Here is a 25963-nt window from a genome sequence, read left to right as displayed (position 1 = left end):
CCGTGGCGGTTGAGAGGCGCCGCGGTCCAGAACGCTCACCAGCCAGTTCCGCGAAAGAGCTCGAACCATTCCGGATTGTTTTCCTCGATGAGTTCGATCTTCCATTGGCGTGGCCAGCGCTTCAATGACGTCTCACGTTGAATGGCGTCGGCGATGTCGAAATACTCCTCGTACCAGACCAGACGCTGCACGCCGTAACGGCTGGTGAAGCTGGAGCCTTGGCCGGTCTTGTGCTCGGGCATCCGACGAGCAAGGTCGTTGGTGACACCGATATAGATCGTGCCGCCTTTCTGGCTTGCGGTCATGTAGACATAGCCTGTCATCGATTGATGTTAGATGGCGGTGCTGCAAGTAGCCATTCTGCAGCGCTGCATCTTACGGCCCGTGTCACGGCATGGATTCTAGGGTCTGCGCGCGTCGCTTCGCTCCTTGCTCCGCCCTAGAATGACGAAGGATACGCCATTTGCGATTGTCCTGCCCACGAGAGGGGGGGGCGCTGTCCCGCCGACATGTCTGTATGTGTGCCATTGCAGACCGCGATACACACTCTAAACTACCCCGGCTTGCGATCTCCGGAGGCGCCATGCGCGTGATCGTGTTGGGTGGCGGCGTTGTCGGCGTCACCACCGCCTATCAGCTGCAGAAGGACGGGCACGAGGTCGTCATCCTCGAGCGCCAGCGCCAAGTCGCTGCCGAGACCAGCTGGGGCAATGCCGGCATGATCGCGCCGGGGCATTCCTTCGTCTGGTCGTCGCCCAGGGCGCCGATGATCCTGTTGAAATCGCTGGTGCTGAAGGACCAGGCGCTGCGCTTCAGGCTCTCGGCCGATCCCCGGCTCTACAGCTGGTCATGGCTGTTCCTGATGGAATGCACGGCCGACAAGGCCCGGCGCAACACGCTGCTCAAGCATCGGCTCGCCGTCTATTCGCAATCGGTCCTGCGCGAAGTCGTCGCCGACGAGGCGATTGACTACGATCGCAACGAGCGCGGCATCCTCTATTTCTATCGCAGCCAGCAGGCGCTCGACAAAGGCGTGGAGCATATGCGGCTGCTCGAATCCGACGGCCAGCTGATCAAGGTGCTCGACCGCGGCGCCATCGTCGCGCTCGACCCGTCATTGGCTTCCGCACAGGAAAAAATTGCCGGCGGTATCCATTGCCCGACCGACGAGACCGGCGACCCGGCGAAATTCACCCGGGCGCTTGCCGCCAGGGTGATCGAGCGCGGCGGCGAGATCCGCACCGGCACCACCATCACCGGCATCGAGGCGTCCGGAGACGGCGTCGCTCAGCTGCTGACCGACAAGGGCAGCTTCAAGGGCGACGCCTATGTGCTGGCGCTCGGCTCCTACAGCCCGCTGATCGCAAGCACGGTCGGCATCAGGCTGCCGATCTATCCGATCAAGGGCTATTCGCTGACCATTCCGATCGGCAACCGGCCGCGCCCGCCGACCATCGCGGCGATCGACGAGCACAATCTGGTCGCCGTGTCGCGCTTCGGCGATCGGTTGCGCGTCACCGCCACGGCGGAATTCGCCGGCTACGACACCAGCCACAAGCCGGCCGATTTCGCCTTCATGAAGGGCGTGACCGAGGAGCTTTATCCCGAAGGCGCCGATTACGACCGCGCCGAGATGTGGGCGGGCCTGCGGCCGATGACGCCCAACAATTTGCCCGAATTCGGCCTGCGGCAATTGCGCAACCTCTATCTCAACACCGGGCACGGCCATATCGGCTGGACCATGTCGCATGGCTCGGCCCGTATCACCGCCGACCTGATCGCCGGCCGTAAGCCTTCTATTTCGATGGAAGGTCTTTTGAACTGAAAGGGAACGCCATGTCTGCCGGACTCGCCGCCTCTATCCCTGCCGCCGTCAAGACTCTTGACCTCGGCGTGCTGCCATCCGAGATCGACGGCGGCCTTGCCTCGCGCGCGGCGATCGGACTGGCGATCCTGGCCACCGACCAGACGCTGGAACATGAATTCCGCGCGCTGGTGCGCATTCCGGGCGTCGCCTTCTACGAGGCGCGCCTCTTCAACGACAACGACATCACGCCCGAAACGCTGCGCGCCATGGGGCCGCGCATCGCGCCCACCGTCGACCTCATCCTGCCCAGCATCCCGCTCGACGTCGTCGGCTTCGGCTGCACCTCGGCGACCATGACGCTCGGCGAGGAAGCCGTCTTCGCCGAGATCAGGAAGGCGCGGCCGGGCGTCGCCTGCACCACGCCGGTCACCGGCGCTTTAGCCGCCTTCAAGGCGCTCGGCGTCAAGGGCATTGGGCTGCTCACGCCCTACGCGCCCGAGATCAACCAGGGCCTGGTCCGCTATTTCACCGGGCGTGGCCTCGATATCGCCGCCGTCGCCACCTTCGACCGGCGCGACGACCGCGAGGCCGCCCGCATCTCGCTCGCCTCGATCGAGGTAGCGGCCGAGACGATGGCTGCCGTGCCCGGAGTGGAGGCGATCTTCATCTCCTGCACCAGCCTGCGCGTCGCCGAGGCGGTGGCCGAGCTGGAACGGCGCATCGGCATCCCCGTCACCTCCTCGAATCACGCCATGGCCTGGCACTGCCTGCGGCTCGCCGGCATCGACGACGTCGTGCCGGCCGGCGGCCGGCTGTTCGCGTTGCCTGCCAGCTGATGCGCACCGGTCGTCGAGAATGGAGCGTTTGCGCATCCAGAGGGCAATCGCACAGGGCGCTCCCCCTCTTCGTCTCGGCTTCGCCGAGCCACCTCTCCCCCATTTCATGGGGGAGAGGAAACGCCAATCGCGGAGGCCGCGACCCTCGCAAACTTGGTTCCTCGCCCCCACAAAGTGGGGGAGAGGTGGCCGCGTAGCGGCCGGAGAGGGGGCAGCGCTGCCATATGCGACTGGCCTGGGGCAGCCAGCGACTTCATTTGCTCTCCCAGGGTGGTGGAAGGTTCATTAGCTTGAACAGTTTCCCGTTGGTTTGGCCGGCGCATCGAGCACCGCCAGGAATTCCGCATAAACCTCCGGCGAGACCTAACCTACGGATCTTAACTGTCTTTCCGAAGAGAGGCTCGTCTGGAAAGGCGCGTTTCATGGATCTCACGATAGCAGATCGTCCCACGTTAACCGAATCGGAAGGGGTTGTTTAACGCTTCGTCTCTATGTCCCGCCCGGGGAGGCGCAGACCGAGCGAGCATGATGAACGACAGCCCTGAAAAGCGAAATGAATGGCGCGCCATCTTTTATGTGCAGGCGCGCGTCGCCATCCTGTTTGTCCCGGTTGTCATCAGTCTGCTGATCATCGGCGCGCTCGCCGGCAAGGACCGCGACCCCAATGCCGTCGATCGAACCGTTACGGGCTCGGTGCGTTAAAGGCCTAATGCATGTCGCCCAGAAGTGCAGCGGTTCTGGGACAACGACATGCATCAAAACAAAGAGTTAAAACGCGTCGCCTGAATCCGGTTCAGCGCGACGCGCTTTAGCAGGCGACTGGAAGTCTGGCTGCGGAACGCGCTCAAACAAACCTCGGGATCGGGCCGTTCTGCGGTGTGATGTCGTCGCCGAGGTCGATGAACACTTCATCGAGATAGCACCATGCCCAGCCTTCCGGCGGATCGTAGCCCTCGATGACCGGATGCTGCGTGGCCTGAAAATGCTTGGTGGCGTGGCGGTTGGGCGAGTCGTCGCAACAGCCGACATGGCCGCAGCTGCGGCAGAGCCTCAGATGCACCCACCAGGAACCGCTCTTCAGGCATTCCTCGCAGCCGAGCGCGCTCGGCGTGACCTTTTGGATGTCCTTGGTGTGCCTGCATTCGTCCATTACGGGGTCCTCGCCGGTTCGGGCTCTCACTTTGTTTCACGCAATTCCGAACGGAAGGCTACGGCGAAACCGCCGAACCTAACCGCTCACACTTTTTCTGGAATTGCTCTATGGCTGTCGACGCCCTGGCCGCCGTTCCGCGCGAGATAGGCATGCAGTGCCGCGACCACCTGCGCGCCTTCGCCGACGGCGGCCGCGACCCGCTTGGTCGAGCCGCAGCGCACGTCGCCGATTGCATACACGCCATCTCGGCTCGTTTCCATCAGCCCTCGTCCCGGCGCCGCGTCCGGTCCGGTGCGCACGAAACCCTTCGCGTCGAGCGCTACGTTGCAATTCGCCAGCCAGTCGGTGTTCGGGTCGGCGCCGATGAACAGGAAGAGATGGTGGATGGCGCGCGTCGTCTCCTCGCCGGTCGCCCGGTTGCGCCAGCGCAGGCGGTCGAGATTGCCCTCATGGCCTTCCAGCGCCGCGACCTCGGTCTCGGTCAGCACCTCGATGTTCGGCTGCGCCTTGATGCGCTCGACCAGATAGCGCGACATGGTGGCGTCGAGGCTGTCGCGGCGCGCCAGAAGCGTCACCTTGCGCACCTGGCTGGCCAGATAGACGGCCGCCTGGCCGGCCGAATTGCCGGCGCCGACTAGCGCCACTTCCTGGTCCTGGCAAAGTCGCGCCTCGATCGGCGAGGCCCAGTAATGCACCGACGTGCCCTCGAACTGCGCCAGATTGGCGATATCGAGGCGGCGGTAGCGCGCCCCGCTGGCGATCACCACGGCGCGCGTGCGCACCGTTTCGCCATCGCCGATGGCAAGCTGGTAGCGGGCACCGTTATCGGCGTCGTCGAGCAGCTTCGCCTCGTCGGGGATCACCATCTCGACGCCGAATTTCTGCGCCTGGTTATAGGCGCGCGCCATCAGCGCCATGCCGGTGATGCCGGTCGGGAAGCCGAGATAGTTTTCGATGCGCGCCGACGCCCCCGCCTGTCCGCCGAAGGCGCGACAGTCGAGCACGATGGTCGACAGCCCCTCGGACGCCGCATAGACGGCCGCCGCCAGCCCCGCCGGCCCTGCGCCGACGATCGCCACGTCATAGACCTTGTCGGCATCGACCGGCCGCAGCAGGCCGATGCATCTGGCAAGCTCGGTTTCGCCCGGATTGTGCATCAGCTTGCCGTTCGGGCAGAGCACGATCGGCAGATGGTGCGGGTCGACATGGAAACGCTCGATCAGCGTCTTGGCGCAAGGATCGGTGTCGGAATCGAGCGCCCGGTGCGGCAGTCCGCTGCGCCGCAAAAAACCCTGAAGCCGCAAGACGTCGCCGTTGCCCGGCGGCCCGATGACGACCGGCCCGCTGGCGCCGCTTTCGAGCAGGCCGACGCGGCGCAGGATCAGCGCCCGCATGACGCGCTCGCCGAGATTTGCCTCCTGCACCATCAGGTCGCGCAGCCGTTGCGAGGGGATGACGACGGCCTCGACCGGCGAGGCCGCCTCGGCGTTGACCAGCGACGGCCGGCTCGAAAGCTGCGCCAGCTCGCCGACGAAATTGCCCGGGCCATAGGTGATGATCGGTTCAGCGCCGAGCCCGCCGGCCTGGGTGATATCGACCTTGCCCGACAGGATGACGATCAGCCCGGGCGAAACCGTGCCGGCCGTCACGATGTGATCGCCGGCGGCATAGGCGCGCTGCTCGCCGAAGCGGCGCATGCGATCGATATCCGCATCGGCAAGGACGGGAAACATCTGGTCGCGACGGGCGGCGATGGTCGGGCTGACGGTTTGGGCCATGGCGGGACCGTAGCGCCCGGGGCGGCGGGTTTGAAGCGCTTTGTTGGGGGACTGGCCGGAAGGGGAGGTCGCAAAGGCGCCCATCCGTTCGTCATCCACGGGCGGAGCAAGGAGCGAAGCGACGCGGTGCAGACCCGAGGATCCATGCCGTGACCTTGGCCGGAGAATGCAGCGGAAGCAGAATTCTGGAACGCCAATCTCGAACGTCGAGGCTTGCATCCCGTTGGCAGTCGGGATGAATGGCGACCCCTTTGCTCTTTGAACTCCGGGATGGCCTGCCATCCGAAGCTCGAAGAGCAAAGGATGGTGCCCAGAAGAGGACTCGAACCTCCACTCCTTGCGGAACACGGACCTGAACCGTGCGCGTCTACCAATTCCGCCATCTGGGCTGGTGGGCGCTCATGTAAGCGGGCAAACGATATGTGTCAACGCGCTTTTTTGTCGATGTCGGCACTGCCCCTCATCGCCCTGCCGGGCACTTCTCCCCGTATAGTGGCGGGGAGAAGTGGCTGGCCGCCGCGTCGGTGCTCTTCTTGCAACGCTGGCGATTGGCGAAACCGGCGACGGAGCCTCCCTCTCCCCGTCACTATACGGGGAGAGGATGCCGGCAGGCAGGTGAGGGGCAGCGCCAACGCTGGTCGGATGGAATTCAAACCTGAAGCGACTGTCTCGAGACTGCCACTCACCCCGAGCGCAGTCGGAAGAAGAGACCCCTCACCCCTCCAGCACGTCCTTCGACGCCACCGTGGAATCGGCGTTGAGCTTGTAGATCACCGGCACGCCGGTGCCGAGCTCGAGCTTGACGATCTCTTCGCCCGACTTGCCGTCCAGCGCCATGATCAGCGCGCGCAGCGAATTGCCGTGCGCGGCGACGAGCACGGTCTGCCCGCGCAGCACATGCGGCTGCACGTCGTGCAGGTAATAGGGCCACACCCGCGCGCCGGTGTCCTTCAGGCTTTCGCCGCCGGGTGGCGCGATGTCGTAGGAACGGCGCCAGATATGCACCTGCTCCTCGCCCCATTTCTTGCGCGCATCATCCTTGTTGAGCCCGGAGAGGTCGCCATAGTCGCGCTCGTTGAGCGCCTGGTCGCGGATCGTTTTCAGATCGCTCTGGCCGACGACGTCGAGAATGTGCTGGCAGGTCTTCTGCGCCCTGATCAGCGCCGAGGTGTAGGCGATGTCGAATTTCAGACCGCGCGCCTTGAGCTTCTGGCCGGCGGCAAGCGCCTCGGCGTTGCCCTGCTCGGTCAGGTCGACGTCGCGCCAGCCGGTGAACAGGTTCTTCAGATTCCATTCGCTCTGGCCGTGGCGCACGAGCACGAGAGTTCCCGACATGTCTGCTCCTTCAGGATGGTTGGATTTGAGCAATTCCAGGAAAAGTGTGTAGCGGTTTTCCGTCCGGAACTGCGTAAGAAAAAGCCCGCCTCAGCTCAGGCCGAGCACGTCTCGCATGGAATAAAGCCCGGGCTTCTTGCCGCGCGCCCAGAGCGCTGCCTTGACGGCGCCGCGCGCGAAGATCGCCCGGTCCTCGGCATGGTGGGAAAGCGTGATGCGTTCGCCGGTGCCGGCAAGGACCACGCTGTGGTCGCCGACGACGGAGCCGCCGCGCAGCGTCGCGAAGCCGATGGAGCCGGTCTTGCGCACGCCGGTATGGCCGTCGCGCACCCGCACGCTGTTGTCGGAAAGATCGATGCCGCGCCCTTTCGCCGCCGCCTGGCCGAGCAGCAGTGCCGTGCCGGACGGCGCGTCGACCTTGTGCCGGTGATGCATTTCCAGGATCTCGATATCGAAATCGTCGGCGTCGAGCGCCTTCGCGGCCTGCTCGACCAGCACCGCCAGAAGATTGACGCCGAGGCTCATATTGCCGGATTTGACGATCGTGGCGTGGCGCGCCGCGGCGGCAATCCTGGCATCGTCGTCGGCAGAGCAGCCTGTGGTGCCGATGACATGGACGATGCGCGCCTGCGCGGCATAGCCGGCGAATTCGACGCTTGCCGCGGGTGCGGTGAAATCGAGCACGCCGTCGGCCTTGGCGAAGGCCGGCAGCGGATCGTCGACGATCGGCACGTTGATGATGCCGATGCCGGCGAGCTCGCCGGCATCCTTGCCGAGATGGGCCGAGCCTGCCCGCTCGATCGCGGCGGCGACGCGCGCGCCGGGCATGGTGTGGATGGCGCGGATCAGCGTCTGGCCCATGCGGCCGGCTGCGCCCACCACCACCAGGCCCATATCGCCGGATTCACTCATGCGCTTCTCCTGACGGTCTTCTTGGCGCGGCTGCGCGGCGCCGGAGTTTGGCCCGAAGTCTGGCTTGCCTTGACGTCGTCGACAAGCCCCAGCCCCTTCTTGCCCTGTATCCGGTGGAAACGGGCATAGATGCTGTGCGGATCGGCCATCAGCGTCACATGCGTGCCGTCCTCGACCAGCCGGCCCTCTTCCAGCACGATGATGCGGTCGGCATTGACCACGGTCGACAGCCTGTGCGCGATGACGATGGTGGTGCGGCCTTCCATGACATGGGTGAGCGCTTCCTGGACGCGCGCCTCCGCTTCATTGTCGAGCGCCGAGGTTGCCTCGTCGAGCAACAGGATCGGCGCCTGGCGCACGATGGCGCGGGCGATCGAGACGCGCTGGCGCTGGCCGCCGGACAGTGTGGCGCCGTTTTCGCCGACCGGCGTGTCGTAGCCCTGCGGCTGCTGGCGGATGAACTCGTCGGCGGCGGCCTGGCGCGCCGCCTGCTCGATCTCGGCATCGGTGGCCGAGAGCCGGCCGTAGCGGATGTTGTCGCGGATCGTGCCTTCGAACAGATAGGGCGCCTGCGAGACATAGGCGATCGATTGGCGCAGCGATCGCTTCGTCACCTTGGAGATGTCCTGGCCGTCGACTTCGATGCTGCCCTGGTCGACGTCGTAGAAGCGCTGCAACAGCGCCACCAGCGTCGACTTGCCCGCGCCCGAGGCGCCGACGATCGCTGTCACCTTGCCGGCGGCCGCGGTGAAGCTCAGGTCCCTCAGCACCGGCATGTCGGCGCTGTAGCCGAAGGTCACATTGTTGAAGCGCACCTCGCCGGTGGTGATCTTCGCCTCGACCGCGTCGGGTGCGTCGCCCTGCTTCGGCTCGAGATCGAGCAACTCGTAGATCATGCGCGCATTGACCAGCGCGCGTTCCATCGTCACCTGCATGCGGGCCAGGCGCCGTGCCGGGTCATAGGCCAGGATCAGCGCGGTGATGAAGGAAAACACCGCGCCCGGCGGCTGGCCCAGCACGAGCGCCCGATAACCGGAATAGGCGATGACGGCCGTAACGGCGAAACCGGCCAGAATGTCCGAAATCGGCGACAGCCGCTCCGAGACGCGCGCGATCTTGTTGCTGCGCTGCTCGGCGGTGTCGGCCATGATGCCGATGCGGCGCGCCAGCTCGTCCTCCATGGTGAAGGCCTTGACGATGGCGATGCCTTGCGTGGCCTCCTGCACCGACCCGCTCAGCCGCGAGTTGATCAGCACGGATTCCCGGTTGATCTTACGCACCCGGCTTGTGATGTAGACGACGGCCCAGATCAGCGGCGGCCCGATCAGCAGCGAACTGAGCGACAACACCGGATCCTGATAGACCATCAGGCCGACGAGGCCGACCAGGGTCACGGCGTCGCGGGTGATCGAAATCAATGTCAGCGACAGGAGATCGCGGATGCCGCCGACATTCTCGTCCAGCTGCGCCGCCAGGCGGCCGGAACGCGTGTCGTTGAAGAAATTGACGCCGAGCTTCATCAGATGGTCGAAGGTGCGCTTCTGGTAGCGGGCCACCAGATTGTTGCCGATCGTGGCCAAGGCTATCGCCTGGCCGTAGCCGGCGAAGCCGCGTACCAGGAAGGCGCCCATGAAGCCGGCGCAGATCCACACCACCGCGTCGCCGCGCCGTTCGTAGAAGATCTCGTTGACCATCGGGGCCATGACCCAGGCCGAGAAGGCGGTCGCGCCCGAAACCAGCAGCGAGCAGACGATGACGACCACATAGGACCAGCGATGGTCATAGCCGTTCTCGGCGACGATGCGGCGCAGCACCGCCGAAACCTCGCCGGGTCGAGCCTTTTGCTTGTTTGGATTCTGAAATGTCAAATCGGAAGCGCTTCGTGGGTTTTCGGGAGACGGGGCTGCGTTTCGGCACCCCTCTTAGCGCCCCGGCTACGGCTTGCCTATGGCGAAACTTCGTCGCGGATCACTCGCGGCCTGGGGCCTGACCCAAAAGCGCACAGGTTGGAGATTGGCTGAAACGCCCATCGCTTCGTCATCCACGGGCGGAGCAAGGAGCGTAGCGACGCGGCGCAGACCCGAGGATCCATGCCGCGAGGCACGAGCGCTTCTGCGGTGCAGCATTCTGCTCCGCTGCAACCTTCGATCAAGGTCGCGGCATGGATTCCAGGGTCTTCGCGACGGAGCTTCGCTCCTGCTTCGCCCTGCAATGACGAAGCAGGGCCGATTTCAACGGTCCACCGCTGCGCCCCGGCCTCATGCCCGCCAGTGCCGCCCCGCCGTCTGCACGCCGAACAGCGAAGGCGTCCTGGCATAGGCGGCGAGCCCAAGCAGCGCCGCCAGCGGATGGGTGATGACATAGACCGGCATTTCGCGCATCAGCGCGCTGTGCGGCGCCTTGTCCTCGAAGGCGGCGCGGAAATTGCCGGCTTTCAGCGCCGGCACGATTTTCTGCGCGATGCCGCCGGTCAGGAAGACACCGCCGCGGCTCATGAACACCAGCGCCAGGTCGCCGGCAGTGCGGCCGAGGCAGGTGACGAACAGCGCCAGCGCTTCCTCGGCCACCGGGTCGGATTTCGAAAGCGCCGCCGCGGTGACCTCGGCCGGCGTGGTGAAGGGCGCCGGCCTGGCATCGGCCTTGGCCACGGCGCGGTAGACATTGACCAGCCCGCGGCCGCACAGGATCTGCTCGCCGGAGATGCGGCCTTCCAGCTTATCGATATGCGGAAACACTTCGAAGTCGCGCGGCGTGCGCGGGCCGATATCCATATGCCCGCCCTCGCCCGGCACCGGGATCCAGCGATTGAGCGCGTAGATCAGCCCGGCGACGCCGAGCCCGGTTCCGGGCCCGAGCACGACGCGGCCCGCATTGCCTTCCGGGGTGCCGCCGCCGATCTTTTCCATATGCTCTTCGCCCAGCGCCACCACCGCCAGCGCCTGCGCCTCGAAATCGTTGAGCACCACGACCTCGCTCAGGCCGAGATTGGCAAACATCTGGTGCGGCTTGACCACCCAGGGGCAATTGGTGAGACGGATCTCGTCGCCGTCGACCGGGCCCGCCACCGCCAGCACCGCCGAATTCGGCCGGATGGACGAGCGGTCGAGCACCGCCGCCTGGATCGCCTCGTCGATGGTGGCGAAATTGGCGGTCTGGACGATTTGCGGCTCGGTCGCTTCCGAATTGGCGTCGAGCACGATCGAGAAGCGCGCATTGGTGCCGCCAATGTCGCCGATCAGGATCGGAAACCGCAGCGCTGTCTCGTTCTCGCCTGGCATTTTCTCGTTCGACCCCGTTCGGGCTGTCTGCCGCTGTTTGTTCGTTGACTAGCGCATGGCCTTGCAAAGGGAAAGCGGCTTCGCTTCAGGCTTGAATTCCGGCCTAGCCACGTTTTCAACGTTTGCGCCGCCCCTCACCTGCCTGCCATCGCCGGTTTCGCCAATCACCGACGTTGCAAGAAGGGCGCCGAGATTGCGGCCAGCCCCTTCTCCCCGTCACTTATACGGGGAGAAGTGCCCGGCAGGGCGATGAGGGGCAGCACCGCCATCGACAATTGGACGTCTCGGCGACCGCACGATTTGGCAAGAACCTCAGTTTCCCGGCCTTGGCCTTGGCAGCGGAATGCCGATTTTCGGCGTCGGAGCAAAAGCGCTGGCCGCCGCCGGAAGCGCCGCGCCGCTTTCGGAGATCGTCTCAGCCGGCTCGGTTGGCTGCGGTTCGGCCACGGCGACCGCGGCGGCGCTGCCGCCCTGGTAGGTCACGGCCGCCAGCGACGGCGCATCCGACGCGGCGAGCACCGCCTGGCACTCTCTCGGCAAATTGGCCATCGTCAGCAGGTCGCGCGCCTTGGGCGCATCCGGGTTCTTGTTCGGCCGCCAGGGCTCCTCGGTGAACCACCAGGCGAGCGGCTTGCCGCAGCCGTCGTCCGTTGGCGTCGCCTCTTGGCGCTTGCAATCGGGCGAGCCGGGCTGGCAGCCGATGCGCATATGGAAGTGATAGTCATGGCCCCAGAACGGCCGGATCTTGCGCAGCCAGGAGCGGTCGCCGGTGACGGTGTCGCAAAGCTTCTTCTTGATGCCGGGATTGACCAGGATGCGCTCGACCTCCGGATAGCTCGCCGCGCGCTTGAGCAGCCTGGTGTGCTGCGGCGTCCACAGCGCGTCCCTCACCAGATGCGTCTTTTCGTCGACCATCAGCGTGGCGCTCATCGACTCGCGCTCGGCAAACGTCAGCGGACGCCCCGGCATCGCCGTCAGCCAGATGTCAGCATCCAGTCCGATCTGATGCGAGGCATGGCCGGTCATCATCGGGCCGCCGCGCGGTTGCGAAATGTCGCCGATCAAAAGACCCGGCCAGCCGTCGGCAACGGCGTCGCGCGACAGTTTCTCGATCAGCGAAATCATGGCCGGATGGCCCCAGCGGCGGTTGCGCGAGGGGCGCATCACTTCCCAGGTCGGCCCGTCCATCGGCAAGGCAACGCCGCCGGCGAAGCAGCCCTTGGAGTAGAAGCCGAAGGATTGCGCGGGTACCACCGCCGGCAGTTTCTTGGCGCCGAACAGATCCTTGGCGCGCGGTTCGGCCGAAATCGCGGCGGCCGCCAGCGCAGCGAGCGTCATTACCGCAAGCGCGGCGGTCAGGAACGGTTTCCTGTCGGGCAGCGATCGCAGATTCATCAGGTCGGGTCCCTCTCCAGTGGCGCGACGACACGCTTCGGGTGCGAATCATATCATGGCGTGCACGCCGCTTCGATCATGCGGCTCTAAATCAAGAAGGATGATGTCGTCCGAAAACCGCTTCACACTTTTCGGCATCATCCTTTCATCGGGCTGCGGGGTTCTCCGTCCCGCCAGTTGCCGTCGGCCCACATCCGCTCCAGCGCCACCCGGTAATCCGGGAACCGGAAGCGATAGCCGGCCGCCTTGATCGCCTTGTTGGCGACGCGCTTGTTCTCGCCATAGAAAGAACGCGCCATGGGCGAAAGTTGGGCGGTCTCGAAGGGAATTTCAGGCGGCGGCTCGACGCCCATCAGCCCTGCGGCATAGGCGACGACATCCTGCGGCGGCGCCGGCTCGTCATCGGTGACGTTGAAGATCCCGCCGAGATTGTTTTCGGCCAGAAGCCGGAGCGCGCCGGCGATGTCGTCGCAATGGATGCGGTTGAACACCTGGCCGGGCTTGACCAGCCGCCGTGCCGTGCCATCATCGAGGTTGGCCAGCGCGTTGCGGCCTGGCCCGTAGATTCCGGATAGCCGCAGGATCGCTACCGGGTTGCCGATCTCACGGCCAAGCTTCAGCCATTCCTGTTCGGCCGCCACCCGCATCACCGAGCGCTTCGACACCGGCCGGCACGCGCTGGTCTCGTCCACCCAGGCGCCGCCATGGTCGCCATAGACGCCAACGGTGGAGAGATAGCCGATCCACTCCAGTGCCGGCATGTTTGCCTTGAGCGCGTCGCCGGCGACGTTGAGCACCGGGTCGCCGGCTTCGTCGGGGGCGATCGAGACGATGAGATGGGTCGTCTTTGCAAGCGCATTGCCAAGGTCCGGCGACAGCGCGCCATCAAATTGCAGGGGCTCGATGCCGGCCGATCTCAGCGCTTCGAACTTTTCCGGCGTCCGGGTCGTCCCGAAGACCGGCGTGCGCTGCCCGTTGGTCAGCGCGAAAGCCCTGCCGGAATAGCCGGCGCCGAAGATGAAGAAGCGTCTTTCGCCCATCGATGAACCCCCATTAATCGGCCTTCACGGAATCGGCCGGTGCCGCCAGCCATTCCTCTCGGACCACCGCATCGGTTTCGGTCTTCGAAGCCGCAGCGGCAAGGTCGCCAAATTCGCGATCCGGGAGCAGTCGCGACAGGGCCCAGATTGCCGCACCCCGCACCAGCGGCGAGGCGTCGCCAAGCAGACCACGCACGATAGGTGCAACCGAAGAGTCGCCCGAATTTCCGGCGGCGATCAGGACGTTGCGGATAAAACGATCGCGGCCGATGCGCTTGACCGGAGAGCCGGAGAACAAAGCGCGGAACGCCGCGGCGTCGAGCGCGAGCAGTTCCGAAAGCGGCGGCTCGCGAAGATCGTCACGCGCGGCAAGCTTCGCCTCGGACGCCGCACTGGCGAACTTGTTCCAAGGGCAGGCGGCGAGGCAATCGTCGCAGCCATAGATGCGGTTGCCGATCTTTTCGCGGAATTCGCGCGGGATCGGCCCCTTGTTCTCGATGGTGAGGTAGGAGATGCAGCGCCGCGCATCGAGCCGGTAAGGCGCGGGGAAAGCATCGGTCGGGCAGACGTCGAGGCAGGCGCGGCAGGAGCCGCAATGGTCGATCTCCGCTCGATCGGGCTCCAGCTCCGCCGTGGTGAAGATCGTGCCGAGGAACAGCCACGAACCATGCGCGCGGCTGACGAGATTGGTGTGCTTGCCCTGCCAGCCGAGCCCCGCCGCCTCCGCCAGCGGTTTTTCCATGACCGGCGCCGTATCGACGAACACCTTCACGTCGCCGCCGGCGCGCGCGACGATCTTGCCGGCGATCTCCTTGAGCCGGCCCTTCATCACATCGTGATAGTCGCGGTTTTGCGCATAGACCGAGATCGCGCCGCGGTCGCGCTTTGCGAGGATACCGCGCGGATCATGGTCCGGGCCGTAATTCATGGCCAATACGACGATCGAGCGGACCTCCGGCCACAGCGTCGAGGGTTCGGCTCGCCGCTGAACCGTCTCGGCGATCCACTCCATCGAGCCATGGAAACCGTCGGATATGAATTCCGCCAGCCTTGCCGGCGCCAGCGGGATCGCGTCCGGCCGGGTCACGGCGACCGCCTCGAAGCCGGCGCGGCGCGCCTCGGCGTCGATCAGCGTGCGTAAGTTTTCAGAAGTCGAGGTCCGCATAATGCGATACCGGCGACAGGCCGCGCACCCGGTCGGAAAGCAGCGGCCGAAACGACGGCCGCGATTTGACGCGCGTGTACCACTCGCGCGCGGCGGTGTGCTCGCGCCAATCGATCTCGCCGAGGTAATCGAGCACCGAAAGCGTCGCGGCGGCCGCAAGGTCGGCATAGGTCACCTTGCTGCCGGCCAGCCAATGGCGAGTGCCGGCCAGCCAGTTGGTGTATTTCATGTGCTGGCGGATGTTGGCGCGGGCGGCGCGGATCGCCGCCGAGTCCGGCGAGCCGCCGCCGGCGGTTTCGGGCATGACAGGCTTCAGCACGCGCTCGCGCACCAGGTGGCGGGTGACCTCGCTTTCGGCTTTGCTCAGATACCAGTCGGTCAGCCGGCGGATTTCGGCGCGCTGCATCGGGTCCTCGGCGAACAACCGCTTGTCGCGCTTCAAGACGCCGCGCGTCTCGTCGAGATATTCGGCGATCACCATGGCGCCGACGATCGGCACGTCGCCTTCGGCAAGCAGGATCGGCAGCGTGCCGGCCGGGTTCAGCGCCAGGAACTCCTTGCGCCTGGTCCACGGCTTTTCCTCGATCAGCGCCAGCTCCTCGCCGTACTCGCCAAAGGCGAGGCGCACGAACCGGCAGGTGGCGAACATAGGATGATGGAAAAGCGTCAGCATGGTTCCGCGATAATAGGGCGCACTGGCGAATCATTACCCGCGCCGGTAAGTCCTGGCGGCCCGTCATGCGGCCGTCACGGTGCTGCGACCTATAGGGGGACTTCCGCGCCGTGACAAGCAAGCCGTTGTCTCCAGCTGTCCCCGAAATCCTGAGGTTGCCATGGAAAGCCAGACCATCGTCGAAGCGCTGCTGCTCGGGCTTTTGGAGGGCCTGACCGAATTCATCCCGGTGTCCTCGACCGGCCACATCCTGCTTGCGGGCCATTTCCTCGGCTTCCATTCCACCGGCAAGGCCTTCGAGATCCTGATCCAGCTCGGCGCGATCCTGGCGATCCTCAGCGTCTATTTCAGCCGTCTCTGGCAGATGCTGATCAAGCTGCCCAGCGATCCGCAGACCCGCCATTTCGTCATCGGCATCCTCATCGCCTTCCTGCCGGCCGCGGTCATCGGCGCCTTGGCGCATGATTTCATCAAGACCATCCTGTTCGAATCGCCGCGGCTGATCTGCATCATGCTGATCATCGGCGGCGTGGTGCTGCTTATCGTCGACCGCATCAACTTCAAGCCGCGCTTCCACGACGTCGAGCGCTTCCCGACCAGCCTTTGCCTGAAGATCGGCCTGTTCCAGTGCCTGTCGCTGATCCCCGGCACCTCGCGCTCCGGCTCGACCATCGTCGGCGCGCTGCTGATGGGCGTCGACAAGCGCGCTGCGGCCGAATTCTCCTTCTTCCTCGCCATGCCCACCATGGTCGGCGCCTTCGCCTTCGACCTCTACAAGAACCGCAACGTGCTGACCTCGGCCGACCTGCCGATCATCGCCATCGGCTTCATCGCCGCCTTCGTCACCGCCTTGATCGTGGTGCGCTTCCTGCTCGATTATGTCTCGCGCAACGGCTATTCGCTGTTCGGCTGGTGGCGGCTCGTGGTGGGGATCGCGGGGCTGGTGGCGCTATTCATTTGGGGGTAAGGGCGGGCTTTGCCCGCACCATTGGTCGAGTTCCCGCCAACCCCCCTCTGGCCTGCCGGCCATCTCCCCCGCAAAAGGGGGGAGATCAGACGTCACCACGGCTTTCGCCAATTGTCGACGTCGACGAAAGGGCGCGGCGCCTAAGCTGCCAATCTCCCCCCTTGCGGGGGAGATGTCCGGCAGGACAGAGGGGGGTGCTGTCCCGCCGACATTCGTAAGGGTCGACTGAGGGAGGCCCTTCAATTCCGCCCATAAAACGCATTCTCGACATGCACCGGCCAGCGCCAGGGCAGGACGGCCACCATGTCGAAACGCATCGAAAGCTTCCCGTAGTCGGGCTGGCGCGACAACCATATGTCCGCGGCGCCCTCGATACGGCGCTCCGACTCATGGCCGATCGCTTCCATCGCCTCGATCAGCGTGCGGCGCGCCTTGACCTCGACGAACAGCACGAGATCGCCGCGCCTGGCGATCAGGTCGATCTCGCCGAGCTTTGTGCGATGGCGGCGGGCGAGGATGCGGTAGCCCTTCAGCATCAGCGCCAGCGCCGCCAGCCATTCGCCGCGATGGCCGCGCCGATAGGCTTTTCGCCGACGGCCGGCCGAACGCTCAGCCACCATCGCCTTCCCTGAGCTCCAACAACCTTCGATAAAGCGCCTGCTTCTGCCCGCCGGTCATTTTCGCCGCTTCGGCAGCTGCCTTGGACGCCGGCATTTCGGCAGCTAGCGACAACAGCAGCCGGTCGATGTCGGCCGGCTGGTCCTCCGACGCTTCCGGCGGGCCGACGCAGATGACGATCTCGCCTTTCGGCGTGTCGGCGGCCGCATAGTGGTCGGCGAGCTCGGCAAGCGTGCCGGTCCGCATCTCCTCGAATGTCTTGGTCAGCTCGCGGCCGATCGCGGCCTGGCGCGTGCCGCCCAGCGCCTCGGCCATGGCGCCCAGCGTCTCGGCCAGCCGGCGCGGCGATTCGAAGAAGATCAGCGTCGCCGGCACCTGCCTGAAGCTCTCAAGCTTCGTCAGCCTTTGCCCTGCTTTCACCGGCAGGAAACCGGCGAACAGGAAGGCGTCGGAAGGCAGCCCCGACGCGGTCAGCGCGGCAAGTGCTGCCGAAGGTCCCGGGATCGGCACGACGCGGATGCCGCGCTCCAGTGCGTCGCCGACCAGCCGGTAGCCCGGATCGGAGATCAGTGGCGTGCCGGCATCCGAAATCAGCGCCACGCTTTGCCCGGCCGCGAGTGCGGCGATCAGCTTCGGTCCGGCTTCGGCCGCATTGTGCTCGTGATAGGCCGTGGTGCGGCGGCGGATGCCGTAGCGTTCGAGCAGCACGCGCGACACGCGCGTGTCCTCGCAGGCGACGATGTCGGCGCTGGCAAGCGTCTCCAGCGCGCGTAGCGTGATATCGGCCAAATTGCCGATCGGCGTCGCCACCAGATAGAGCGCCGGCGCAAGCGGCCGTGCCGCGATCTCGGTCTGTCCGATCAGGTAGCTGCGTTTGTCGCCGGTCACCGGTTGCCCCTCATAACCGGCCTTGTTTGGCATGGCTGACGCCCCGTTGCAAAACGTGAGGTCGACGTAAGAAAATCGCCATGCCTTTGCCACAGTGAGGAACGAAACCCGCTCAGTCGTATTTCAACCCTGATTCCCCGGGAGGAGGCAGGACCTGACGATGCCCAATCGCTTCGACATTTTTATCAGCCGACTTGAAAGCAAAACCGCCCGAGAGGGCATCCCCCCACATCCGATCGCCACTCAGCAAGGCGCCCGCCGCGACAAGGCCGACCAGAAGCACGACGCTTAAAGCGTAGCGGCGCCGCGGTCACCGCGCGGACGCGCAGAATTGCGTGACGTCGATCGCCGTTGAAATACCAGTGATGTGCCCACAGGAGTGGTTTCAAACCGTAGGATTTCGCGCAGCCGCTCAGAACTTATAGTTCACCTTGGCGACAACGCTGTTTTCGGTCTCGTTGAACCTGATCGACGTTGGACCAAGGCCGCCGTCGCCCCTCTTCTTCCCGAAATCGTAATACTTCCATTCCACGCCTGCCGTGATGTGGTCAGAAAAGGCGTACTCAGCACCAAGGCCAGCCGTCCAGCCAGTACGTGAGCCGCCATTCCATGACTGACCAAGTGGGGCGGTTTGATTAAACTTGTATTTCGTGAAGGCGACGCCGCCTGTCCCATATATCAGCAGTCGATCAAAAGCATAACCGGCGCGCCCGCGAACTGAGGCAAGCCAGTCCTGCTTCGTTCTGCAAACAGTTCCGACTACGGACGAGCACTGATTATCACCTTTGACAGATGATCCGTCGAAATCGGCTTCTGCGCCCAGCACGAATTGTTGGATTTGGTAATTGTATCCGATCTGGCCCCCATAAACGACACCGCTGCCGTTCGTGTTGAACTCCGGGCCGCCAAGATCAGTCCATTTGCTGTCATTCCACGCTCCCCCAACATTGGCACCAACGTAAAAGCCGGTCCAGCTATAGGGTGTTGCAGGCTCGGTCGTTCGGGCAGCAAGATCGGCGGCGAATGCCGGAGTTGCGAAAATAAGCGATGCCAGGACGGCAAAATTGGAAGCTCGCATGGATGTTCTCTAACGACAGGCGCTCTGATCAGAAATCGGCAGTCCTGAGAATACCGCCGATGTGACTGCAAAGATGTTACTTTTCGGTCACAGGAGTGGAGGAAAGAGCTAACTCTACATCGGCGTTCCATAAGCAAATGATGAACCGACAACTCCACTTTCTTTCGCTATCGACAACCATGCCCGATGCGATGGGAGAAGGTCAGGACTGTGTGGATGATCTCCCGGGCGAGGCATTCAGATATCTTGAGACCCTCACTTCCAGCAACCGCACCAGCTCCGGATCCATGAACTCGTAATCGTCCGGGATATCGAGGCAGATCACCCTGGCGCCCTTCAGGCTCGACCGGAACATCTTCTGCAGCTTGGCGCGGTGCGCCTTTTCCATGACGAAGATGATGTCGGCCCAGGCGACCAATTCATGCGTCAGCGGGTTGTCGGCGTCGTGATTGGTGCCAGCCGATTCGACCTCGATGTCGCGCCGCTTGGAAAACACCTGCTCGGCGGTCGGGCTGCGCAGGCGGTTCTGGCTGCAGACGAACAGGACGTTCTTCAAAGAGGTTACCTTGCCAGATCCGCCACCACGGCGTCGAGCACGATCATGCCGGCGGTCGTGGCGCGCAGGCGGGCATTGCCGACCGGCGCCACCAGCCCTTCTTCCTGCAGCACGGAAAGCCGCGCGGTCGACAGGCCGCGTCCGGAAAGCGCCTCGTAGCGCTGAAGGTCGATGCCTTCGGCGAGCCTCAGCCCCATCAGCAGGAACTCGTCGGCCTCTTCCGAGCGCGTCAGCACCTCGCCGCCGGCGATGCCATGGCCCTTGGCCTCGACCAGATTGGCCCAGGTCTCCGGCATCCTTTCCGCTATCGTCACCGTGCGGCGTCCGTTCTCGACGAAGCGGCCATGCGCGCCCGGCCCGACACCGACATATTCGCCATAGCGCCAATAGGTGAGATTATGCCGGCTCTCCGCGCCCGGCCGCGCGTGGTTGGAAATTTCATAGGCTGGCAGCCCATGCGCCGCGGTCACCTCTTGCGTCAGCGCGTAGAGGTCGGCGGCGTGATCATTGTCGGGAAGGGTGAATTTCCGCGCCGCGTAGAGCGCATGGAAGGGCGTGCCCTCCTCGATGGTGAGCTGGTAGAGCGACAGATGGTCGGCGGCATAGCCGATCGCCTGCTCCAGCTCCGCCCGCCACTCCTCCGGCGTCTGGCCGGGCCGCGCATAGATCAGGTCGAAGGAGAGCCGCGGAAAAATCTCGCGCGCCAAGTCGATGGCATGAAGCGCCTCCTCGACATTGTGCAGCCGGCCGAGGAAGCGCAGATCCTTGTCGTTCAGCGCCTGCACGCCGAGCGAGACGCGGTTGACGCCGGCGGCGCGGTAGCCGCGGAAACGCCCGGCCTCGACCGAGGACGGGTTGGCCTCCAGCGTCACCTCGATGCCGGCCGGCACCGTCCAGTTCTTCGCCACCGCCTCCAGCACCGCGCCTACCGTTTCCGGCTTCATCAGCGATGGCGTGCCGCCGCCGAGGAAGATGCTGGTCACCTCGCGCGGCCCGGTGCGGGCGCGCATGGTTGCCAATTCGGTTTCAAAGGCGCGGGCAAAACGCTCCTGGTCGACCGGCTGGTGGCGGACATGGCTGTTGAAGTCGCAGTAAGGGCACTTGGCCGCGCAGAACGGCCAGTGGATATAGACGCCGAAGCCGGGGCTGCGGTCGAGCGGTATGGTCACCGAGCTCATGCGGATCCCGATCGCGCTAAATCCAACCGGGCCAAATCTAGGCGTGCCAAGTCCAGGCGTGCTTGCGCGAATTTCTGGAAGGCGCGGGCGCGGTGCGAAAGCGCCGTCGCCTGGCCGGGCTTCCAGCCATGTTTTTCTTCCGCGCTCATCTCGCCAAAGGTCTTGTCGAAGCCATTGGGCAAAAACACCGGATCGTAGCCGAAGCCAAGCGTGCCGCGCGGCGGCCACACCAGCGTGCCTTCCGCTTCGCCCCGGTAATACTCCGCCTCGCCGTCCGGAAAAGCCAGGCAGATGACGGCGACGAAGCGGCCGCTGCGCTCCGAGGGGTCGGTCGCGCCGGCTTCCTGCAGCGCCGTTTCCGTCTTCTGCATGGCCATGCCGAAATCCCTGCTGCCGTCGGGCTTCTCGGCCCAGTTGGCCGTGTAGACCCCCGGCGCGCCGTCGAGTGCGTCGACGCAAAGCCCGGAATCGTCCGACAGCGCCGGCAGGCCGGTGGCCTTGGCCGCCGCATATGCCTTGATGTAGGCGTTCCCTTCAAAGGTGGTGCCGGTCTCGTCCGGTTCGGGCAGGCCATAGTCCTTGGCCGACTTCGCCTCGAAGCCGAATGGCGCCATCAGGTCGGCGAATTCGCGCAGCTTGCCCGCATTGTGGCTGGCGACGACGATCTTCCGTCCGTTCAGAGAATGCATCAAAAACCCCAGATCCTTGGCTCGGCGAACTCGATCGAATTGCCCGAAGGGTCGCGGATATAGATCGAATGCCCACCTTGCGGCCATTCGAAATCGCTTTCGATGGCGATGTTGTTCGCCGCCAAATGCTCTCGCCATGCGGCGATCTCGTCGGCGCTGGCGGCAAAGCAGAGATGACCCTCGCCGGCCGTGCCATGCGGCGGCACCTTCAGCCTGACGTCAGGCGCCGGCGGGACTTTCGTCGCCTCGGCGTTGAAGAGAAGCAGTACGCCGTCGCCGCAGCGAAAGAAGACGTGGCGTCCTTCGACCTTGCCCAACGCCTCGAGGCCGATGATGTCGCGGTAGAAGGCCTCCGACGCCTGCAAGTCAGTGACGTAGAGGGCCGATTCCAGGATGGCTGAGGGTATCACGAGGCACCCCCCTCTGCCCTGCCGGGCATCTCCCCCGCAAGGGGGGAGATCGGCAGCGTCGATGCCGCCGCATCCCTTTCAGCGTTGGAGATTGGCGAAGGCCGAGACGATACCCAATCTCCCCCCTTGCGGGGGAGATGGCCGGCAGGCCAGAGGGGGGTGTGAAGGATCGCCGACCTCATCGCATTCAACGTCAGGCCACCGCCATCTGCTGCAGGCTCACCAGCCGCTGAATCCCCTTCTTCGCCAGTCCCATCAGCGAGGCGAACTGTTCCTCGGAAAAAGGCTCGCCTTCGGCCGTGCCCTGGATCTCGACGATGCCGCCCTTGCCGGTCATGACGAAATTGGCGTCGGTGCCGGCCGAGGAATCCTCGAGGTAATCGAGATCGATGACCGGCTGGCCGTCATGGATGCCGCAGGAAATCGCCGCGACATGGTCCTTCAGCACCTTGGCGACGCTCACCATCTGGCGCGCCTCCATCCAGCGCAGGCAGTCGTAAAGCGCCACCCAGCCGCCGGTGATCGAGGCGGTGCGGGTGCCGCCATCCGCCTGGATGACGTCGCAGTCGACGGTGATCTGCTGTTCGCCGAGCGCCTGCAGGTCGATCACGGCGCGCAAGCTTCTGCCGATCAGCCGCTGGATCTCCAGCGTGCGGCCGCCCTGCTTGCCGGCGGAGGCCTCGCGCCGCATGCGCTCGCCGGTCGAACGCGGCAGCATGCCATACTCGGCCGTCACCCAGCCCTTGCCGGAATTGCGCATCCAGGCCGGCACTTTTTCCTCCAGGCTCGCCGTGCACAGGACATGCGTGTCGCCGAACTTCACCAGGCACGAGCCTTCGGCGTGCTTGGAGACGCCGCGCTCGAAGGAGATGGCGCGCATTTCGTCGGCTTGGCGTTTGGAGGGGCGCATTCGGCCTGCTTTCTTCTCGTTTCGGAATCGTGGCCGGCTTGTAGACGCAAGCGAGGCAAGTCGCAAAGGAAAAGGGGTCGCAAAGGAAAAGGGGTCGCAAAGGAAAACGCGGTCGTGAAGAAACGGGCGGGTGACCGCAAGCGCGGTACCGTGACCGCAAACGCGGCACCGGGTTGCGCCGGAGTGGCTTAAGTCTATATCTTTTGGGCAGGAGGTTTCTCGCCGGAATGAACAAGCCAGTCGATCCGACGTCGCAGTCGCCGGTGCTTCAGTCACTCGACATGCGCTCGCGCGACATTTTCCGGCGGATTGTCGATTCTTATCTGCGTGACGGCGAGCCGGTCGGCTCGCGCAGCCTGTCGCGCATCCTGCCTTCGTCGCTGTCTCCGGCCACCATCCGCAACGTGATGAGCGACCTCGAGCATCTGGGCCTGATCTACGCGCCGCACATTTCCGCCGGCCGCCTGCCGACCCAGACAGGTCTGCGCTTCTTCGTCGATGCCTTCATGGAGCTCGGCGACCTTTCCGACGACGAGCGCCGCATCATCGAGGCGCAGGTGCGCGCCTCCGGCTCGGGCGCGACGCTGGAGCATATGCTGACCGAGGCCAGCCAGATGCTGTCCGGCATGTCGCGCGGCGCCGGTCTCGTGCTTGCCTCCAAGAACGAAGTGGCGCTGAAGCATATCGAGTTCATCCAGCTCGAACCGACCAAGGCGCTTGCCGTGCTGGTGTCGCAGAACGGCGATGTCGAGAACCGCGTCGTCGACCTGCCCGTCGGCACCACCGTGTCGCAACTGCATGAGGCCTCGAACTTCCTCAACGCGCATATCCGCGGCCGCACGCTCGCCGAGGCGCGGGCGGAAATCGCCCGCATCAAGGACGAGACCAGGGCGGCGCTCGATACGCTGTCGCAGGATCTGGTCGAGAAAGGCCTTGCGGTCTGGGCCGGTGCCGAAAGCGGCCTGCCGGCGCGCCTCATCGTGCGCGGCCGCGCCAACCTTCTGGAAAATGTCACCGCCCAGGCAGACATCGAATTGCTGCGCCATCTGTTCGAGGATCTGGAAACGCAGGACGGGCTGCTGCAGCTGCTCGACCTCGCCGAGGAAGGGCCGGGCGTGCGCATCTTCATCGGCTCGGAGAACAAGCTGTTTTCGCTGTCCGGCTCGTCGCTGGTCGTCGCGCCCTATCGCGACAAGGATGCCCGCGTCATCGGCGCCCTCGGCGTCATCGGTCCGACAAGGCTCAACTACGCCCGCATCGTGCCGATGGTCGACTATACCGCGCAGCTGATTTCGCGCATGCTCCGCTAGCACATCAAAAGGGAGGCAAGAAAAATGGCGCTGGAAGCAATCAAGGCCCAGATCGACCTCCTGCTCCAGGAAATGATCAATCAGCCGCAGGACGAGCACGAGATCCAGGAACAGCTGCGCGAGAAGCTGAGGGAACTGCGCGCCATGGGCCTGCCCCTGCCGGCTGACCTCGTCGAATTGGAAAAGCGCCTCGATGACGATCTGGATGCCGAGGAGGCTGACTGATCCGGAACCGCTATGAAATCGGCCCCCTCTTTTCGGAGCACCCGTCGATCCTAGTTTCCCAGCAGGGAAATTTGCTGGATCGGATGGTGCTGCGTGGGCAGATTGCATGCCTTGGAGATCGGCCGGGACGCTTTTAGCCTCGCCCTGGGATGACGACGTCGATTAGAAGCAGACGACGAAGGACAGCCATGATGCGGATCGCCGGCCTTGCGGGCCTTGCACTGGTTCTCGCCAGCGGCGCCTTTGCGCAGCAGGCCGATCGCCCCTTGCTCAGCGGCGAAAAGGCCTTCGGCGACTGGAAGGCCGACGGCCCGGGCGTGCGCCGGCTGCTGAAGCCTGAAGACTTGCAGAAACCCTATGTGACGGAGTCCGCTTCGAACGGCGGCGGTGTCACCGATCGCCCCGAGGATGCGAAGCCAAAGCTTCCGCCGGGCTTCTCCGCCGAGCTCGTCGCTTCCGGAATCGACAATCCCCGCGTCGTGCGCGTGGCGCCGAATGGCGACCTCTTCGTGGCCGACAGCCGGGCCAACCAGGTCCGCGTCTACCGCCTGGCCGAGTACAGCGCCAAGCCCGTCGAGACGTCGATCTTCGCCAAGGGCCTGACCCGGCCCTACGGCATCGCCTTCTATCCGCCGGGCGACAAGCCGCAATGGGTCTATGTCGCCAACAGCAACAGCGTCGTCCGTTTCCCCTATCGCGACGGTGACCTGCAAGCGTCCGGCAAACCGGAGAGCATCGTCGCCAGGATCCCGGCCAACCATCACTGGACCCGCGACATCGCCTTCTCGCCCGACGGCAAGACGCTCTATCTGTCGGTCGGCTCCGGCTCCAACATCGCCGAGGACATGGGCGCCACGCCGAAGGGCGGTCTCGAAGACTGGGCCAAATCGCAGCCTCTGGGCGCGGCCTGGGGTTCGGAACAGGGCCGCGCCGCTGTGCTGGCCTTCGATCCCGACGGCAAGAACCGCAGGACTGTCGCCACCGGCCTGCGCAACTGCTCCGGCATGACCGTGCAGCCCGCGACAGGCGCGCTCTGGTGCGTCGTCAACGAACGCGACGAGCTTGGCGACAACGTCCCCTTCGAATACGCCACTGCCGTGAAGGACGGCGCCTTCTATGGCTGGCCCTGGTACTATATCGGCGACAATGAGGACCCGCGCCACAAGGGCGCGCGCCCGGACCTCGCCGGCAAGGTCACCATGCCCGACGTGCTGATGCAGGCGCATTCGGCGCCGCTCAACATTGCCTTCTACGACGGCGGCAATTTCCCTGCCGAGTATCGGGGCGACGCCTTTGTCACTCTGCACGGCTCATGGAACCGCGATGTCCGCAGCGGCTATAAGCTCGTGCGGCTGAAGTTCAAGGACGGCAAGCCGACCGCCGAATACGAGGACTTCGCCACCGGCTTCGTCATTTCCGACGACGCGGTCTGGGGCCGGCCGGTCGGCATCGCGGTGGCCAGGGATGGCGCGCTGATCCTCACCGAGGACGGCAACGGCACCATCTGGCGTATTGCGTATGGCGGGTAGCCCGAGCGCGGGCGTTCGATCCTGCGCGGTCCCCCTCACCCGGATTGCCCCGAATTGCGAAGGGCAATTCGGGGCAATCCGACCTCTCCCCCAGGGGAGAGGAGAGCGCTGGCGCCAACCTCTTCTCCCCTCCGGGGGAAGGTGGCCGCGAAGCGGCCGGATGAGGGGGCTGGCGCAACCGAATCCGGCTTTAGCGAATTCATTCCCGTTCGGATTCGTGCGATAAGCGCGTC

27 protein-coding genes and 1 tRNA gene are annotated in these 25963 nt (G+C 65.0%); 8 read left to right on the top strand and 20 right to left on the bottom strand.

The annotated features are described in order from the left end of the window. Window positions 1-35: 35 nt before the first annotated feature. Window positions 36-323 carry a GIY-YIG nuclease family protein gene (locus tag ACWGS9_RS06940; RefSeq protein WP_454504527.1) on the bottom strand — a complete coding sequence of 96 codons (288 nt, stop codon included), beginning with the start codon at window positions 321-323 and terminating at the stop codon, window positions 36-38. Window positions 324-583: 260 nt separating this feature from the next. Here ACWGS9_RS06940 and ACWGS9_RS06935 point away from each other — a divergent pair, with 260 nt between their 5' ends. The 3 genes from ACWGS9_RS06935 (at window position 584) to ACWGS9_RS06925 (ending at window position 3345) form a co-directional block, all read left to right on the top strand. Further along, window positions 584-1825, top strand: coding sequence for a D-amino acid dehydrogenase (locus ACWGS9_RS06935; RefSeq protein ID WP_454504526.1), 1242 nt, complete (start codon window positions 584-586; stop codon window positions 1823-1825). Between the two features lie 11 nt (window positions 1826-1836). Beyond that, window positions 1837-2643: a maleate cis-trans isomerase family protein gene (locus tag ACWGS9_RS06930; RefSeq protein WP_454504525.1), complete on the top strand. Its 807-nt coding sequence runs from the start codon at window positions 1837-1839 to the stop codon at window positions 2641-2643. Between the two features lie 525 nt (window positions 2644-3168). Beyond that, window positions 3169-3345 (top strand): hypothetical protein, encoded by a 177-nt coding sequence (locus ACWGS9_RS06925; protein WP_454504524.1) that lies wholly within the window; start codon window positions 3169-3171, stop codon window positions 3343-3345. 142 nt (window positions 3346-3487) lie between these two features. Here the strand turns inward: ACWGS9_RS06925 and ACWGS9_RS06920 are convergent, their stop codons facing one another. The 11 genes from ACWGS9_RS06920 to ACWGS9_RS06870 all read right to left on the bottom strand — a co-directional run bounded on the left by ACWGS9_RS06920 (window position 3488) and on the right by ACWGS9_RS06870 (window position 15372). Next, window positions 3488-3793 carry a UBP-type zinc finger domain-containing protein gene (locus ACWGS9_RS06920; RefSeq protein WP_454504523.1) on the bottom strand — a complete coding sequence of 102 codons (306 nt, stop codon included), beginning with the start codon at window positions 3791-3793 and terminating at the stop codon, window positions 3488-3490. A gap of 86 nt (window positions 3794-3879) precedes the next feature. Next, entirely contained in the window at window positions 3880-5574 is a 1695-nt protein-coding gene (locus ACWGS9_RS06915; RefSeq protein WP_454504522.1) for an FAD-dependent oxidoreductase, read from the bottom strand. A gap of 304 nt (window positions 5575-5878) precedes the next feature. After that, window positions 5879-5963, bottom strand: a tRNA-Leu gene (locus ACWGS9_RS06910). Window positions 5964-6288: 325 nt separating this feature from the next. Next, the gene (locus ACWGS9_RS06905) at window positions 6289-6909 is read right to left on the bottom strand and encodes a 2,3-bisphosphoglycerate-dependent phosphoglycerate mutase (protein WP_454504521.1); all 621 of its coding nucleotides are present in this window, start codon (window positions 6907-6909) and stop codon (window positions 6289-6291) included. A 90-nt stretch (window positions 6910-6999) separates the two neighbouring features. Then, the gene (gene dapB / locus ACWGS9_RS06900; protein WP_454504520.1) at window positions 7000-7821 is read right to left on the bottom strand and encodes a 4-hydroxy-tetrahydrodipicolinate reductase; all 822 of its coding nucleotides are present in this window, start codon (window positions 7819-7821) and stop codon (window positions 7000-7002) included. Next, on the bottom strand, window positions 7818-9689 hold the full coding sequence (locus ACWGS9_RS06895) for an ABC transporter ATP-binding protein (protein ID WP_454504519.1): 1872 nt from the start codon (window positions 9687-9689) through the stop codon (window positions 7818-7820). The genes dapB and ACWGS9_RS06895 overlap by 4 nt, the downstream gene beginning before the upstream one ends. Before the next feature lie 390 nt (window positions 9690-10079). Beyond that, window positions 10080-11099, bottom strand: a complete 1020-nt coding sequence (locus ACWGS9_RS06890; RefSeq protein ID WP_454504518.1) for a glucokinase — start codon at window positions 11097-11099, stop codon at window positions 10080-10082. 312 nt (window positions 11100-11411) lie between these two features. Continuing rightward, window positions 11412-12494 carry a penicillin-insensitive murein endopeptidase gene (gene mepA, locus ACWGS9_RS06885; protein WP_454504517.1) on the bottom strand — a complete coding sequence of 361 codons (1083 nt, stop codon included), beginning with the start codon at window positions 12492-12494 and terminating at the stop codon, window positions 11412-11414. A 137-nt stretch (window positions 12495-12631) separates the two neighbouring features. After that, window positions 12632-13534 carry an SDR family oxidoreductase gene (locus ACWGS9_RS06880; protein WP_454504516.1) on the bottom strand — a complete coding sequence of 301 codons (903 nt, stop codon included), beginning with the start codon at window positions 13532-13534 and terminating at the stop codon, window positions 12632-12634. A gap of 13 nt (window positions 13535-13547) precedes the next feature. After that, on the bottom strand, window positions 13548-14699 hold the full coding sequence (gene queG / locus ACWGS9_RS06875) for a tRNA epoxyqueuosine(34) reductase QueG (RefSeq protein WP_454504515.1): 1152 nt from the start codon (window positions 14697-14699) through the stop codon (window positions 13548-13550). Continuing rightward, window positions 14680-15372, bottom strand: a complete 693-nt coding sequence (locus ACWGS9_RS06870; RefSeq protein ID WP_112098156.1) for a glutathione S-transferase family protein — start codon at window positions 15370-15372, stop codon at window positions 14680-14682. The genes queG and ACWGS9_RS06870 overlap by 20 nt, the downstream gene beginning before the upstream one ends. A 160-nt stretch (window positions 15373-15532) precedes the next feature. Between ACWGS9_RS06870 and ACWGS9_RS06865 the strand changes: the two genes are divergently transcribed. After that, a complete protein-coding gene (locus ACWGS9_RS06865; protein ID WP_454504514.1) occupies window positions 15533-16339 on the top strand; it encodes an undecaprenyl-diphosphate phosphatase in 807 nt (268 codons plus the stop codon). 239 nt (window positions 16340-16578) lie between these two features. Here ACWGS9_RS06865 and ACWGS9_RS06860 read toward each other — a convergent pair whose 3' ends face one another. Continuing rightward, window positions 16579-16959: a YraN family protein gene (locus ACWGS9_RS06860; protein ID WP_454504513.1), complete on the bottom strand. Its 381-nt coding sequence runs from the start codon at window positions 16957-16959 to the stop codon at window positions 16579-16581. Then, window positions 16949-17878, bottom strand: a complete 930-nt coding sequence (gene rsmI / locus ACWGS9_RS06855; protein WP_454504512.1) for a 16S rRNA (cytidine(1402)-2'-O)-methyltransferase — start codon at window positions 17876-17878, stop codon at window positions 16949-16951. Before rsmI ends, ACWGS9_RS06860 begins: the two co-directional genes overlap by 11 nt. Window positions 17879-18005: 127 nt before the next feature. On the opposite strand from rsmI, the gene ACWGS9_RS06850 reads away from it, so the two are divergent. Beyond that, window positions 18006-18137: a hypothetical protein gene (locus tag ACWGS9_RS06850; RefSeq protein WP_454504511.1), complete on the top strand. Its 132-nt coding sequence runs from the start codon at window positions 18006-18008 to the stop codon at window positions 18135-18137. 120 nt (window positions 18138-18257) lie between these two features. Here ACWGS9_RS06850 and ACWGS9_RS06845 read toward each other — a convergent pair whose 3' ends face one another. The 6 genes from ACWGS9_RS06845 to rph all read right to left on the bottom strand — a co-directional run bounded on the left by ACWGS9_RS06845 (window position 18258) and on the right by rph (window position 22666). Further along, window positions 18258-18923, bottom strand: coding sequence for an outer membrane protein (locus ACWGS9_RS06845; protein WP_454504510.1), 666 nt, complete (start codon window positions 18921-18923; stop codon window positions 18258-18260). Window positions 18924-19125: 202 nt separating this feature from the next. Then, window positions 19126-19479, bottom strand: a complete 354-nt coding sequence (locus ACWGS9_RS06840) for a low molecular weight protein tyrosine phosphatase family protein (RefSeq protein WP_454504509.1) — start codon at window positions 19477-19479, stop codon at window positions 19126-19128. Window positions 19480-19484: 5 nt separating this feature from the next. Then, window positions 19485-20657, bottom strand: a complete 1173-nt coding sequence (gene hemW, locus ACWGS9_RS06835; protein WP_454504508.1) for a radical SAM family heme chaperone HemW — start codon at window positions 20655-20657, stop codon at window positions 19485-19487. Further along, a complete protein-coding gene (rdgB, locus tag ACWGS9_RS06830; protein ID WP_454504507.1) occupies window positions 20654-21346 on the bottom strand; it encodes an RdgB/HAM1 family non-canonical purine NTP pyrophosphatase in 693 nt (230 codons plus the stop codon). Before rdgB ends, hemW begins: the two co-directional genes overlap by 4 nt. Then, entirely contained in the window at window positions 21346-21756 is a 411-nt protein-coding gene (locus tag ACWGS9_RS06825) for a VOC family protein (protein WP_454504506.1), read from the bottom strand. Before ACWGS9_RS06825 ends, rdgB begins: the two co-directional genes overlap by 1 nt. Before the next feature lie 193 nt (window positions 21757-21949). Then, complete coding sequence (gene rph / locus ACWGS9_RS06820; RefSeq protein ID WP_454504505.1) at window positions 21950-22666, bottom strand: ribonuclease PH; 717 nt, start codon at window positions 22664-22666, stop codon at window positions 21950-21952. Window positions 22667-22893: 227 nt separating this feature from the next. On the opposite strand from rph, the gene hrcA reads away from it, so the two are divergent. The 3 genes from hrcA (at window position 22894) to ACWGS9_RS06805 (ending at window position 25730) form a co-directional block, all read left to right on the top strand. Then, window positions 22894-23976, top strand: coding sequence for a heat-inducible transcriptional repressor HrcA (gene hrcA, locus ACWGS9_RS06815; protein ID WP_454504504.1), 1083 nt, complete (start codon window positions 22894-22896; stop codon window positions 23974-23976). Window positions 23977-24000: 24 nt separating this feature from the next. Continuing rightward, window positions 24001-24201: a hypothetical protein gene (locus ACWGS9_RS06810; RefSeq protein ID WP_320311925.1), complete on the top strand. Its 201-nt coding sequence runs from the start codon at window positions 24001-24003 to the stop codon at window positions 24199-24201. 188 nt (window positions 24202-24389) lie between these two features. Next, complete coding sequence (locus ACWGS9_RS06805) at window positions 24390-25730, top strand: PQQ-dependent sugar dehydrogenase (protein WP_454504503.1); 1341 nt, start codon at window positions 24390-24392, stop codon at window positions 25728-25730. The last annotated feature ends 233 nt before the right edge of the window (window positions 25731-25963 follow it).

The organism is Mesorhizobium sp. Arg314 (genome assembly GCF_053714275.1).
Note: the sequence above shows the minus strand (reverse complement) of the source record. Positions and strands in the feature narration are given on the sequence as shown.